General features: G+C 69.5%; 10 protein-coding genes. 7 read left to right on the top strand and 3 right to left on the bottom strand.

Translation table 11 applies throughout. The annotated features are described in order from the left end of the window. The first annotated feature begins 6 nt into the window (after positions 1 to 6). The 5 genes from U0R18_RS04680 to U0R18_RS04660 all read left to right on the top strand — a co-directional run bounded on the left by U0R18_RS04680 (position 7) and on the right by U0R18_RS04660 (position 8,981). The gene (locus U0R18_RS04680) at positions 7 to 3,330 is read left to right on the top strand and encodes a transglutaminase family protein (protein ID WP_526366408.1); all 3,324 of its coding nucleotides are present in this window, start codon (positions 7 to 9) and stop codon (positions 3,328 to 3,330) included. A gap of 100 nt (positions 3,331 to 3,430) precedes the next feature. After that, positions 3,431 to 6,112 (top strand): circularly permuted type 2 ATP-grasp protein, encoded by a 2,682-nt coding sequence (locus U0R18_RS04675; RefSeq protein ID WP_526366406.1) that lies wholly within the window; start codon positions 3,431 to 3,433, stop codon positions 6,110 to 6,112. Further along, a complete protein-coding gene (locus U0R18_RS04670; protein WP_526366404.1) occupies positions 6,109 to 7,017 on the top strand; it encodes a transglutaminase-like domain-containing protein in 909 nt (302 codons plus the stop codon). The genes U0R18_RS04675 and U0R18_RS04670 overlap by 4 nt, the downstream gene beginning before the upstream one ends. Further along, on the top strand, positions 7,010 to 8,077 hold the full coding sequence (locus U0R18_RS04665; RefSeq protein WP_526366402.1) for a zinc-binding metallopeptidase family protein: 1,068 nt from the start codon (positions 7,010 to 7,012) through the stop codon (positions 8,075 to 8,077). The genes U0R18_RS04670 and U0R18_RS04665 overlap by 8 nt, the downstream gene beginning before the upstream one ends. 55 nt (positions 8,078 to 8,132) lie before the next feature. After that, positions 8,133 to 8,981: a DUF3097 family protein gene (locus U0R18_RS04660; RefSeq protein WP_526366400.1), complete on the top strand. Its 849-nt coding sequence runs from the start codon at positions 8,133 to 8,135 to the stop codon at positions 8,979 to 8,981. On the opposite strand, the gene U0R18_RS04655 is transcribed toward U0R18_RS04660, so the two are convergent. Beyond that, positions 8,978 to 9,568: a hypothetical protein gene (locus tag U0R18_RS04655; RefSeq protein ID WP_526366398.1), complete on the bottom strand. Its 591-nt coding sequence runs from the start codon at positions 9,566 to 9,568 to the stop codon at positions 8,978 to 8,980. The genes U0R18_RS04660 and U0R18_RS04655 overlap by 4 nt on opposite strands. Positions 9,569 to 9,639: 71 nt before the next feature. Here U0R18_RS04655 and U0R18_RS04650 point away from each other — a divergent pair, with 71 nt between their 5' ends. Beyond that, positions 9,640 to 10,962 (top strand): replication-associated recombination protein A, encoded by a 1,323-nt coding sequence (locus tag U0R18_RS04650; protein ID WP_526366396.1) that lies wholly within the window; start codon positions 9,640 to 9,642, stop codon positions 10,960 to 10,962. A 9-nt stretch (positions 10,963 to 10,971) separates the two neighbouring features. Here U0R18_RS04650 and U0R18_RS04645 read toward each other — a convergent pair whose 3' ends face one another. Further along, entirely contained in the window at positions 10,972 to 11,640 is a 669-nt protein-coding gene (locus U0R18_RS04645) for a LysM peptidoglycan-binding domain-containing protein (RefSeq protein WP_526366394.1), read from the bottom strand. A gap of 78 nt (positions 11,641 to 11,718) precedes the next feature. On the opposite strand from U0R18_RS04645, the gene U0R18_RS04640 reads away from it, so the two are divergent. Continuing rightward, complete coding sequence (locus tag U0R18_RS04640; protein WP_526366392.1) at positions 11,719 to 13,251, top strand: HNH endonuclease signature motif containing protein; 1,533 nt, start codon at positions 11,719 to 11,721, stop codon at positions 13,249 to 13,251. A 73-nt stretch (positions 13,252 to 13,324) separates the two neighbouring features. On the opposite strand, the gene U0R18_RS04635 is transcribed toward U0R18_RS04640, so the two are convergent. Continuing rightward, positions 13,325 to 13,975: a hypothetical protein gene (locus U0R18_RS04635; RefSeq protein ID WP_526366390.1), complete on the bottom strand. Its 651-nt coding sequence runs from the start codon at positions 13,973 to 13,975 to the stop codon at positions 13,325 to 13,327. Positions 13,976 to 14,002: the final 27 nt, after the last annotated feature.

The raw sequence follows: 14,002 nt of genomic DNA, 5'->3' as shown, positions 1-14,002 counted from the left end.
AGACGCATGGGAATCAAAGTGGCGCTGGAGCACCGCACCAGCTACACCTTCGACCGTCTGGTGGAGGTGTACCCGCACGTCATCCGGCTGCGTCCGGCGCCACATTCGCGCACCCCGATCGAGGCGTACTCCCTCGAGGTGGAACCGGCGGACCACTTCATCAACTGGCAGCAGGATGCGTTCGGCAACTTCGTGGCCCGACTCGTGTTTCCCAACCGTGCCCGCCGGCTGAGCATCACGGTCGGTCTGATCGCCGACCTGAAGGTGATCAATCCGTTCGACTTCTTCATCGAGGAATACGCGGAAGCGATTCCGTTCGAATACCCCAAGGCGCTCCTCGACGACCTCGAGCCCTACCTGCGTCCGGTCGACGAGGGCGAGGAAGGCAGTGGGCCGGGCCCGCTCGTCGGAGAATGGGTGCGCAACTTCGCCGTCATCCCCGGCACCCGGACCATCGACTTCCTGGTGTCGCTCAACCAGGCGGTGAACGCCGCCGTCGGGTACAGCCTCCGGATGGAACCCGGCGTCCAGACCCCGGACTTCACGCTGCGCACCGGAGTCGGATCCTGCCGTGACATGACCTGGCTACTGGTGTCCGTGCTGCGGCAACTGGGTTTGGCGGCCCGGTTCGTGTCGGGCTACTCGGTGCAGTTGACCTCCGACGTCGAGGCGCTCGACGGCCCGTCCGGGGTCGCGGCGGACGTCACCGATCTGCATGCCTGGGCCGAGGTCTACATCCCCGGGGCCGGCTGGATCGGGCTGGACGCGACGTCGGGTCTGTTCGCCGGCGAGGGCCACATCCCGTTGTCGGCCACGCCGCACCCCGCCTCGTCGGCGCCCATCACCGGTTCCACCGGGGTCGCCGAGGCCACGCTCGAGTTCTCCAACACCGTCACCCGCATCCACGAGGACCCCCGCGTCACGCTGCCCTACACCGACGCGGCCTGGGCGACCATCGTCGAACTCGGCGAGCGCGTCGACAAACGACTCGCCGAGGGCGACGTCCGACTGACGGTGGGCGGCGAGCCCACCTTCGTGTCGATCGACAACCAGGTGGACCCGGAGTGGACCACCGACGCCGACGGCCCGGACAAGCGGGTCCGCGCCTCCGTGCTGGCCGCGCGCTGCAAGAAGATATGGGCACCGCGCGGGCTGGTGCAACGCAGCCAGGGCAAGTGGTATCCCGGAGAACCGTTGCCGCGCTGGCAGATCGGGCTGCTGTGGCGCACCGACGGTCAACCGTTGTGGCGTGATCCGAGCCTGCTGGCCGATCCGTGGCCCGAGCATCCGCAGCCGCGTGCGGTGGACCCCGACGTGCCCCGGGCGGTGCTTGCCGGCATCGCCGAGAGCCTGGGCCTGCCGCCCACCCAGGTGCGCCCGGCCCACGAGGATCCACTGAGCAGGCTCGGCGCCGCCGTCCGATTGCCGGCCGGCGACCCGGTGTCCGACGACGACGATCTGGCCGCGGACTCCACCGACGCACGCGCGGAGCTGCTGGCCCGCCTCGACGCGGTGGTCACCGAACCGCGGGCCTACGTGCTGCCGCTGCACCGCCGCGAGGACGGCACCGGCTGGGCGAGCGCCGACTGGCGGCTGCGGCGCGGCCGGATCGTGCTGCTGGACGGCGATTCCCCGGCCGGTCTGCGGCTGCCGCTGAACTCGATCAACTGGCGGCCGGCGCGCCCGACTCCCGAGGGCGACCCGCTGGCCGTCAAGGGTGAACTCGGCATCGAGGAGGAGAACCCGGCCGAGATCGATGACACGCCCGACGCCCCGACCACCGCGATGGTCGCCGAGATCCGCAGCGACGGCGGCGGGGAGTTCTTGTACGTCTTCATGCCGCCCACCGAGGAGGCCGACCACTTCGTGGACCTGATCGCCCGGCTGGAATCGGCGGTGGCGGCCACGGGTTGTCCGGTGATCATCGAGGGTTACGGCCCGCCCGGCGACGCGCGCCTGCAGTCCATGACGATCACCCCGGACCCGGGTGTCATCGAGGTCAACGTCGCACCTACGGCCAGTTTCGCCGAACAGCGTGCGCAGCTCGAGATCCTCTACGAACAGGCCCGGCTGGCCCGGCTGTCCACCGAGTCGTTCGACGTGGACGGCACCCACGGTGGCACCGGCGGCGGCAACCACATCACGCTGGGCGGGATCACCCCGGCCGACTCGCCACTGCTGCGCCGGCCGGACCTGCTGGTCTCGCTGCTGACGTACTGGCAGCGGCATCCGGCGTTGTCGTACCTGTTCGCGGGCCGGTTCATCGGGACCACCTCGCAGGCACCGCGCGTGGACGAGGGCCGCGCCGAGGCGCTCTATGAACTGGAGATCGCGTTCGCCGAGATCGCCCGGCTGTCCGAGGGCAAGGCATCGCAGCCGTGGGTCACCGACCGGGCCCTGCGGCACCTGCTGACCGACATCACCGGCAACACCCACCGCGCCGAGTTCTGCATCGACAAGCTCTACAGCCCCGACAGCAACCGCGGCCGGCTCGGGCTGTTGGAGCTGCGCGGGTTCGAGATGCCGCCGCACTACCAGATGGCCATGGTGCAGTCGCTGCTGGTGCGCTCACTGGTGGCGTGGTTCTGGGAGGAGCCGCTGCGGGCTCCGCTGATCCGGCATGGCGCCAACCTGCATGGCCGATATTTGTTGCCGCACTTCCTGATTCACGATATCGCCGATGTCGCGGCCGATCTGCGTGCGCACGGCGTCGACTTCGAGACCAGCTGGCTGGACCCGTTCACCGAGTTCCGGTTCCCGCGGATCGGCACGGCGGTGTTCGACGGCGTGGAACTGGAGCTGCGCGGGGCGATCGAACCGTGGAACGTACTGGGCGAGGAGTCGACGGCCGGCGGCACCGCGCGCTACGTCGACTCGTCGGTGGAACGGATCCAGGTCCGGCTGATCGGCGCCGACCGGCAGCGCTACGTGGTCACCTGCAACGACCATCCGATTCCGATGCTGGCCACCGGCAATCCCGACATCCAGGTCGGCGGGGTGCGGTACCGGGCCTGGCAACCGCCGAGCGCGCTGCACCCGACCATCACCGTTGACGGCCCGCTGCGGTTCGAGCTCGTCGACATGGCCACCGGCACGTCCCGCGGCGGCTGCACGTACCACGTCTCGCATCCCGGTGGCCGGTCCTACGACGCGCCGCCGGTCAACGCCGTCGAGGCCGAGTCCCGCCGGGGCCGCCGGTTCGAGGCCACCGGGTTCACCGCGGGCGCGCTGGATCTGTCGGATATCAGGGAGAAGCAGGCGCGGCAGTCCACCGACGTCGGCGCACCGGGGATCCTCGATCTGCGCCGGGTGCGTACCGTGCTGCACTGACGGCGTGAGCCGTCGCACATTGCCCGCCGGGCACGGGGTGCGGCAAACTGCCGTGTCCGGATGATCCAGTGCCGGCAGGCCCGAGACAGGAGGTAGCCCGTTGTCCGCGCCGCTGCCTGCCTCGGATCCCGACCTGGGCCCGGCGGACCCCGGCCCGTACGACCCCGACCAGTTGCTGGCGGGCTACCGCGCCGCCCGCACCCAGGCCGACCTGTTCGACGACCACACCGGCCAGGCGGGCCGAGCGGGGGCCTACGACGAATTCGTCGACGCCACCGGCCGGGTCCGCCCCGCCTGGCGGTCGCTGGCCGAGGGGGTCGGTGAACGGGGCCTGGCCGGCCTGGACCGGTTGCGCGCCGACGTTCGCGGCCTCGTCGACAACGACGGCATCACCTACATCCCGGTGGACGACAGGGCCAAGGCCGACCGTTACGGCACGGCACCCGGCGTCTGGCACCTGGACGCGATGCCGTTGATGGTCTCGGCGGCCGATTGGGAGGCGCTCGAATCCGGCCTCGTGCAGCGGTCCCGCTTGCTCGACGCGGTGCTGACGGATCTGTACGGGCCGCGCCAGTCGATCACCGGTGGGGTGCTGCCCCCGGAACTGGTGTTCGCCCACCCCGGCTACATCCGGGCGGCACGCGGGATCACGGTGCCCGGCCGGCATCAGCTCTTCATGCACGGCTGCGACGTCAGCCGGGTCGCCGACGGCAGCTTCGCCGTCAACGCCGACTGGACCCAGGCCCCGTCCGGGGCCGGTTACGCGCTGGCCGACCGCCGCGTCGTCGCACACACCATCCCCGACATCTACGAGCGCATCGCCCCGCGCGCGACATCGCCGTTCGCCCAGGCGCTGCGGCTGTCGCTGATCGAGGCCGCACCCGAGACCGCCGAGGATCCCGTCGTGGTGGTGCTCTCACCCGGTAGCCACTCCGAGACGGCCTTCGACCAGGCCTACCTGGCGTCGCTGCTGGGCTTCCCGCTGGTCGAGAGCGCCGACCTGGTGGTGCGCGACGGCAAACTCTGGATGCGCTCGCTGGGTACCTTCAAGCGCGTCGACGTGGTGCTACGTCGTGTCGACGCCGAGTACGCCGATCCGCTCGACCTGCGGGCCGAGTCCCGGCTCGGGGTGGTCGGCCTGGTCGAGGCGCAGCGGCGCGGCGCCGTCACGGTGGTCAACAGCCTGGGTAGCGGCATCCTGGAGAGTCCCGGACTGGCCCGGTTCCTGCCGGAGCTGGCCCAACGACTGCTCGGCGAGACCCCGCTGCTGGCGACGGCGCCGATGTACTGGGGCGGTATCGGCACCGAACGCTCGCACCTGTTGAGTCACCTGGACTCACTGTTGATCCGGTCCGCGGTCGGGGCGGCACCGATGGTCGGTCCGATGCTGTCCTCGGAGCAGCGGTCGGACCTGGCGGCCCGTATCGAGGCGAGGCCATGGCAGTTCGTCGGCCAGGAACTGCCGCAGTTCTCGGTCGCTCCCACCGACCATTACAGCGGCGGCCTGCGGGCCGGCAGCGTCGGCATGCGTCTGTTCACGGTGTCGCAGCGGGGCGGCTACGCGCCCATGATCGGCGGCCTGGGCTACGTGCTGGCTCCCGGCGTCGACGCCTATTCGATGAAAACGATTGCCGCCAAAGATGTTTGGGTGCAGCCACTGACCCGGGCACGGGCCGTGGCACCGGTGCCGATCGACCTGCCGGTGATCACGGCCAGCGGCACCCGCGCCGTCAGTTCACCCCGTGTGCTGTCCGATCTGTTCTGGACCGGCCGCTACGCCGAGCGCGCCGAGGGCATGGCCCGGCTGCTCACCATCACCCGCGAGCGTTATCACGAATATCGGCACCGGCAGTATCTGGACGCCAGTGAATGCGTGCCGGTGCTGCTGGCTGCCCTGGGCGGGATCACCGGCACCGACACGGGCGTGGGTGCCCCCGACAACGCAGCGGACCACGCCGAAACCATCGCGGTGGCCCCGACCACGCTGTGGGCGCTGACCGCCGACCGGACCCGGTCCGGCTCACTGGCCCAATCCGTCGAACGCCTGGGCCTGGCCGCGCGCGCCGTGCGCGACCAGATGTCCAACGACACCTGGATGGTGCTGGCCGCGGTCGACCGCGCCGTGCTCAACCAGCCGGCCCGGCCGCCGGAATCCCTGGTGCGCGCCGACGCGCTGATGGCCTCCGCGCACGCCCGCACCCTGTCCGGGATGCTGGCGCTGGCCGGGGTGGCGGGGGAATCGATGGTCCGAGACGTCGGCTGGATCACGATGGACTCGGGCAAGCGGATCGAGCGCGGCCTGTGGCTGTCGGCCCTGCTGCGCGCGACGATGACCACCGTCCGCAGCCCCGAGGCCGAGCAGGCCATCACCGAGGCCGTCCTGGTGGCCTGCGAATCGTCGGTCATCTACCGGCGGCGCAACCTGGGCAAGGTCAGCATCGCTGCGGTGGCCGACCTGTTGCTCTTCGACGCCGAGAATCCGCGGTCCCTGGTGTTCCAGCTCGACCGCTTGCGCGCCAATCTGCGCGCCATGCCCGGCGCGTCGGGTTCGTCGCGGCCTGAGCGCCTCGCCGAGGAGATGATGACCCGGGTGCGGCGGCTGGACCCGCAGGATCTCGAACACGTCGACGACGACGGCCGGCGCGCCGAGCTGGGCGGCCTGCTCGACGGAGTGCACTCGGGTCTGCGGGAGCTGTCCACCGTCATCACCGACACCCAGCTCTCGCTGCCCGGCGGCATGCAACCGCTGTGGGGCCCGGATCAGTTGCGGGTGCTGCCGTGAACCTGGAAACCGCTCGCAGCTACCGGATCACGCATCGCACCGACTACCGCTACTCCGACGTCGTCACCAGTTCGTACGGCCGGGGCTTCCTCACGCCGCGGGACTCCCCGGTCCAGCGCTGCCTGTCGTACACCGTCGACATCGATCCGGCCCCGGCCGACCAGTCCACCAGTCGCGACGCCTACGGCAACATCAGCTCGTACTTCCACGTCACGCACCCGCACCGGGAGCTGACCGTCATCAGCTCGTCCGTCGTCGAGGTGGATCCGCCGCCGGCGGATCTCTACCGGTCCGGATCGGCGGTGGCGCCCTGGGAGATCGCCCGGCCGGCCGGCTCCGCCGGCGCGCTGGCCGTCGAGTTCACCCTGGACCTCGAGTTCCCCGAGATCACCGACGCCGTGCGGGAGTACGCCGCACCCAGCTTCGTGCCGGGCCGGCCCCTGATCGAGGTGCTCAACGACCTGAACCACCGCATCTTCGACGACTTCACCTACCGGTCGGGATCGACGACGGTGTCGACCCTGGTGTCGGAGGTGCTGGCCGCGCGCGAAGGGGTCTGCCAGGACTTCGCCCGGCTGGCCATCGCATGCCTGCGGGCCAACGGCCTGGCCGCCAGCTATGTGTCCGGATACCTGGCCACCGACCCGCCCCCGGGTAAGGAACGGATGTTCGGGGTGGACGCCACGCACGCGTGGGCAGCCGTGTGGACGCCGCAGAACCAGTGGCTGGCACTGGATCCGACCAACGATCAGATGATCGACGAGCGTTACATCGTCGTGGGATGGGGTAGAGACTATGCGGATGTTCCGCCGCTGCGCGGGATCATCTATACGGACTCGGAAAGCAGCGTGATCGACGTGTCGGTCGACGTTGCACCCTTCGAAGGGGGAATCCTCCATGCGTGACTTCCTGTGCCCCAACTGCGGCCAGCATCTGACGTTCGAGAACTCGGTCTGCCTGTCGTGCGGCAGCCCGGTCGGCTTCTCGCTGCCCGACGCGGCGATGCTGGTGATCGCCTCCGGTCCCGACAGCGAACACGGCGGCGCGGTGGATGCCAGCCAGTATCGGTTGTGCGCGAATCTGCATCTGGCCGAATGCAATTGGCTGGTCAAGCTGGACCCCGCCAGTACCGTGCAGGGCGAGCTGTGCGCGTCGTGCCGCCTGACGCGCACCCGGCCCAACGACGCGGACACCACGGCCCTGGCCGCGTTCGCCGTGGCCGAGAAGGCAAAGCGCCGGCTGATCGCCGAGCTGGCCGAACTCGACCTGCCGATCACCGGGCGGGACGCCGACCCACAGTACGGGCTGGCGTTCGATCTACTCTCGAGTGAGTTCGACCAGGTGTTCACCGGCCATGAGGACGGTGTGATCACCCTGGATCTCGCCGAGGGTGACGACGTCCACCGGGAGCAGCTGCGCAAGGCCATGGACGAGCCCTACCGCACGCTGCTCGGGCACTTCCGCCATGAGATCGGCCACTATTACTACTACCGCCTGGTGGATCCGTCGCCGGCCTACCGGGAGCAGTTCCAGCAGCTGTTCGGCGATCCGAACGCCGACTACCAGGCGGCCCTGGACCGGCATTACAACGACGGCCCGCCCGAGGGCTGGGAGCAGAACTATGTCTCCTCCTACGCCACCATGCACCCGGCCGAGGACTGGGCCGAGACGTTCGCGCACTACCTGCACATCCGCGACACCCTGGACACTTCGGCGGCGTTCGGCCTGGCCCCGGCGGGAGCGACGTTCGACCGACGGGCGTTGGGCCCCAGTGGCTTTGACTCGATCATCGAGATGTGGCTGCCGCTGGCGTGGTCGCTGAACATGGTGAACCGGTCGATGGGCCGCGACGACCTGTACCCGTTCGTGCTGCCTGGGCCGGTGCTGGACAAGATGCGCTTCATCCACACCGTGATCGATGAGGTGACCGCGAAACTGGCCAAGCCGGACGCGGCGACCCTCTGACGCCCCCGGCGTGGCGTGCCCGCGCCGACGCACCGGCATCCCTAGGATCTCCCGGGTGGATGATCGCTACGGCTCCGACATTCTGGCCCGAAACCCGCACGGCGACCGGCGAACTCGGTCGACCGAGCATGCCGCCAAACCGGGCCTGGTGGTCGAGGATGCCCAGAGCGGCTGGGTCGGCGCGGTGGTGCGCATCGAACTCGGCCGCGTCGACCTCGAGGACCGCAACGGCCGGGTGAAGGGCTTCCCGCTGGGCCCCGGCTTCCTGATCGACGGCAAGCCCGTCATCCTGACCGCGCCGCCGCTGCAGCCCGCTGCCAAGGGCCCGGCGCGCACGGCCTCGGGTTCGGTCGCGGTGCCCGGCGCCCGCGCTCGGGTCGCGCTGGCCGGCCGCATCTACGTCGAGGGCCGCCACGACGCCGAGCTCGTCGAGCAGGTATGGGGCGACGATCTGCGGATCGAGGGCGTCGTCGTCGAGTACCTCGGCGGTGTCGACGATCTGCCCGGCATCGTGGCCGAGTTCGCACCGGGACCGCAGCGCCGTCTCGGCGTGCTCGTCGACCATCTGGTCGCCGGGTCCAAGGAGGCCCGGATCGCCGAGCAGGTCCGGCGCTCACCGGCCGGCGCGCACACGCTGGTGGTCGGTCATCCCTACGTCGACATCTGGCAGGCCGTCAAACCCGAGCGGCTGGGCCTCGAGCGGTGGCCCGTCATCCCGCGCAACATCGAGTGGAAGCACGGCATCTGTGACGCCCTGGACTGGCCGCACGGTTCGCAGGCCGACATCGCTCGGGCCTGGCAGAAGATCCGCTCGCGCGTGCGGGACTGGACCGACCTGGAGCCCGCGCTGATCGGCCGGGTCGAGGAGCTGATCGACTTCGTGACCGAGCCCGGTCAGGCCTAGCTGCAGATGCTGGGCCGACCGGCCAGGTAGTTGCAGATCGCCGGGAACCGGGCGATCACCCCCGGATCGAGCACGTCGTTGAAGGTCAGGGTGAACGGGGTCTTCGTCACGGCGGCCGGAATGCCGCACGCCGCGGCGTTGACCGACGTGCGGGTGCCGGTCAGGTTCGGCGGACCGTTCGGATCGGGCGCGGTGAACGCGAAGGTTTCGGTGCGGGCCGCGTAGCTACCGTCGGGGCAGGTCAGCCCTTCGGGCTGCTCGACCTGGAAGGTCCACAGGCCACCGGTCAGCCGTGCCCGACCGGAGAAGTTCACCAGCTTCTCCTCGCGGGTGACCAACGACGGCGTGCTGGCGGTGACGAGGACCGTGCAGCCCAGGGTCTGGATCGTCTCGTCGGTGTAGTCGGCCTGGGCGCGGGTGCCGTTGGGCTGGATGCAGATGCTCTGCAGCTCCCAGTTGGCGGACGGCACCCCGGGCTGGTTGAACGTGTAGTACCCGTCGACGGGCGGCAGGATCGCTCCCGCCGGCGCCGCGAGTGCGATGGCGGTCAGGACGATTCCCAGCATCATCACGACCAGACGTCGCACGGTGAACTCCTCATCGTTGATCGGGATACTCCAGCATCGTATGTGTCCGGCCGCCGTGGTAAGCCTGAACCGTGTCCGACGGTCTGTTCGACCTGTCCAGCGGTGCCACGCCCGGCGGGGCGCCGCCCGCTGGCTCACCCCTGGCCGTCCGGATGCGGCCGGAATCGCTCGACGAGGTGGTCGGCCAGGAACATCTGCTCGGCCCGGGGTCACCACTGCGCCGTCTCGTTGACGGTTCCGGCGCGGCGTCGGTCATCCTGTACGGCCCGCCCGGCACCGGCAAGACCACGCTGGCCTCGCTGATCTCCGGCGCCACGGGCCGCCGTTTCGAGGCGCTCTCGGCGCTGTCGGCCGGTGTCAAAGAGGTTCGCGCCGTGATCGAGGGCGCCCGGACGGCCGCCGCGTACGGCGACCAGACGGTGCTGTTCATCGATGAGGTGCACCGCTTTTCCAAGACGCAGCAGGACGCGCTGCTGGCCGCCGTGGAGAACCGGGTGGTGCTGTTGGTGGCGGCCACCACGGAGAACCCGTCATTCTCGGTCGTGGCTCCGCTGCTGTCGCGCTCGCTGATCCTGCAGCTGCAGCCGTTGAGCGCCGACGGTATCAAGACCGTCCTGCAGCGGGCGGTGGCCGACCCGCGCGGGCTGGACGGCGCCGTGACGGTGGACGACGACGCGCTGGATCTGCTGGTGCGACTGTCCGCCGGCGACGCCCGCCGGGCCCTGACCGCACTGGAGGTGTCCGCGGAGGCGGGTGATCGGGTCACCGTCGAGGTGGTCGAACAGTCCCTGGACAAGGCCGCGGTGCGCTACGACCGCGACGGCGATCAGCACTACGACGTCATCAGTGCCTTCATCAAGTCGGTCCGGGGGTCCGACGTCGACGCGGCGCTGCACTACCTGGCGCGGATGCTGACCGCGGGGGAGGATCCCCGGTTCATCGCCCGCCGGCTGATGATCCTGGCCAGCGAGGACATCGGGATGGCGGACCCTTCGGCACTCCCGCTGGCGGTGGCGGCCGCCCAGACCGTGCAGCTGATCGGGTTGCCCGAGGCGCAGCTGACCCTGGCGCACGCCACCGTGCACCTGGCCACGGCGCCCAAGTCCAACGCGGTCACCATGGCGCTGGGCGCGGCCATGGCCGACATCAAGGCCGGTAAGGCCGGGATGGTGCCGGCACATCTGCGCGACGGCCACTATTCGGGCGCGGCCGCGCTGGGCAACGCCCAGGAGTACCTCTATGCGCACGACCAACCGGGAGGCGTTGCGGCGCAACAATATCCGCCCGATGAGTTGGTCGGAGTCGATTACTACACGCCCACACCCCACGGAGGTGAACGGGAGATCGGCGGGCGGCTCGAGAAGCTGCGGGCGATCATCCGGCGGCGGCGGTAGGGGCGAGCGTCAGCCGACCGGGAGTGCCTCCAAGAATCCTGACACGGTGTAGCGACCGGAGAAGCTGCTGTCGCCTCCGTAGAAGGAGCCGCCGAACGCATCGAACTGTATTGAATTCGGGCCATTGACGTAAATCCGCACATAGTGGTTGAAACCGAAGAAGCGCCGGTCCTGCTCTAGGTCGCTCATCGCCCCACCCTCGACCCACGAAAACGAATAATTGGCCAGCCGGTCGTCGCTCTGCTCGACGCTGAGAACGGCCGGACCCAATACGGCGCCGTCGCCGTAGTAACACCCAGTGACGGTCTCGATTACAAGCCGCTTTCCCGGCGGGACCCTGTTCGGGAATTTGAACCGCCCGATGCTCTCGCCATTGTCGTCGAATTCACCGAACGTGGTGAACGGCTCCCAATGCTGCGGCAGGTCGGGTATCGCGATCACCTGCCCGACTGCGACCACGTTGGGGTTGGTGATTCCGTTGGCGCCGGCGATCAATGGGAACAGCGAGCTGTCGCCGTAGAAGAGCTGTGCGATTCCCGACAAAGTGCCGCCGGTCTTGATCGTGTACTTCCGTGCCATCACTCCTCCATCCGCTGGTGGTGAGCTGATGGTAGGGACGCCGACACGGCACGGCGCGGGTAGGCCGCTACTCGAACCGAACCGCTGGTTGCGTCCCATCCAGGCACGTTTCATCCAGTTGAAGGGTCCTGAACTGGACTGGCGGGCTTGTCGGTGGGTGGTGGCAGACTAGAACACATGTTCGATCACCTTGGTCCGTCGGATCTGGCTGCTGCTGATGACGGTGGTGTGGTGGGTGCGGTGGAGGGTTGGGCGCGGGCGGAGGCGGCGGGGGCGGCGCGGCGGTTGGCGGCAATCGGGGAGTTGGTGGAGCGTCGGTGTGCTCCGGATGGCGATGAGCGGGAGTTCTGGACGTGTGATGTGTGGGATGCCACGGCTGCGGAGGTGGGGGCGGCGTTGAACATGTCGATGCGCCGGGCGTCGTCGCAGATGTTCTTGGCGCGGTCGTTGCGGGAGCGGCTGCCGCGGGTGAATGCGTTGTTCTTGGCGGGTCGGGTGGCGGCGCGGTTGGTGTCGACGATTTCGTGGCGGACGCATCTGGTGGTCGACGATGCGGCGATGGCGGCCATTGATGCGGGGATCGCGGAGGCGGCCGAGAAGTGGGGGGTGCTCTCGGATGCCAAGGTGGACGACGCGATCGATGCGTTGGTGGAAAAGCACGACCCGAAGGCCAAGGAGTGGTTCGAGGCGGCCGCGCGTGGGGTGGATGTGCAGTTCGGCAAACCGGATGATGCGACGGGGACGTGTTCGGTGTGGGGTCGGTTGCTCAAGGTGCATGCGGAGTTGGCCGAGCGGCGGTTGACCCAGATCGCCCGGTCGGTGTGTGATGCGGATCCGCGCACGGTGGGGCAACGTCGTTCGGCGGCGGTGGGGGCGGTGTTCTCCGGGGCGGATCGGATTGCCTGTGAGTGTGGGGCGCCGGATTGTCCGAACCCGACCAACACTGCGCTGGCCGCCACGGTGGTGATCACAGTGGTCGCTGAGCAGGCCACCGTCGAGGCGGCCGGTGTGGGCGGCCCAGGGGCGGATCGCGATGCCCAGAGCGTTGCTGGGGCTGCGGAGGCGGCGCCACCCGCCAAAGCGCCGGCCGAGTCCGGCACCGAGGAACCTTCATCGGCACCGGCCAACTCGAAGCGGGTTGCGCCGGCGCAGCTGACCGTTGGAGGGATCATCCCGACGCCGTTGTTGGCGCATTTGATCCGCAACGGCGCCACGTTGGTCCCGTTGAAGACCCCGTGCCAGGAGGCCGAGGACCGGTATCGGCCCTCGGTGGGGCTGGCGCGGTTCGTGCGGTGCCGGGACATGACGTGCCGGTTTCCGGGTTGCAGCGCGCCGGCCGAGGTGTGCGATATCGATCATGCGATCGCCTACCCGGCCGGTCCGACGCATCCGTCGAACCTACGCTGCCTATGCCGAAAGCATCACTTGCTCAAGACGTTCCACGTCGGCGATGATGGCTGGTCGGATCGGCAGTATCCGGATGGGCGGATCGTGTGGACGGCGCCGACCGGGCGGACCTACACCACCCATCCCGGGGCGAGGGTGGCCTTCCCCGGCTGGGACATCACCACTGCGCCGTTGCCCGAACCACCCGCCGATACCCCCGTACCGGCCAACCGTGGCCTGCAGATGCCCAAACGCCGCCGCACCCGCGCCGCCGACCTTGCGGCCCGCATCAAGAACCGCCGCGCCCACAACGATTCGAGCTGAGCGCGCGCCGGCGTGTACATACGCGCTGGGAGACATTGCAGCGTAACAGTATTCACTGATGAGCCGCGGGCCGTCATCCGCCGGTGGCGAGGTCGGCCAGCACGCGATTGCGGATTCCGAGGAGCATGGCGCGCTCCATTACGAAGTGCGCCACGTCGAATGCCAATCCGCCTGCCGAGCCGCCAACACCGCGGGCCAGCAGCCGAGTTCCGTCCCCGTCGCCGCGCAGATGAAACGACCACACCCCGTGTGCCGGTCGGCCGGCCCGCCACCGCGCATGGTCGGCCGCTGACATCAGCACCAGGTCGGCGCCAGGTTCAACGGCGGTCACCACTTGGCGGGCCACCTCCCCGAACCGCCGCGCCAGCCAGACGGTGTCTCCGGGCGCAAGCTCCTGCCATTCCGGGTGCACCCGGTCTGCGTTGTGGATCCGGGCACCGACCGCCCGTTCCAGGATGTCGTAGCTGTAGAAGCCCGCGCGGTCCTCACCGATCTGCGCCAGCCAGGGCCACACCCGTTCCGGCGGCGCCGCGATCGTCACCGCGCGGGTGGTGCGGGCCGCAGTGTCGGCGTGATCGACGAGCTCGTCGCCTGGCAGGACGGCACGGACCTCGTCGACGGTCGCCCCCCAGGTGTAAGCCCAGCGGCGGAGACGCCACCTCCAGGCAACGACGCCGACAGCGGCGAGCCCCGCTCCGGCGCAACCCCAGCAGGCGATTCGCACGCCACCGACAATAAGCGCAGCGGCTCC

It is taken from the genome of Mycobacterium sp., from assembly GCF_046330795.1.
Lineage (GTDB): Bacteria > Actinomycetota > Actinomycetes > Mycobacteriales > Mycobacteriaceae > Mycobacterium.
Note: the sequence above shows the minus strand (reverse complement) of the source record. Positions and strands in the feature narration are given on the sequence as shown.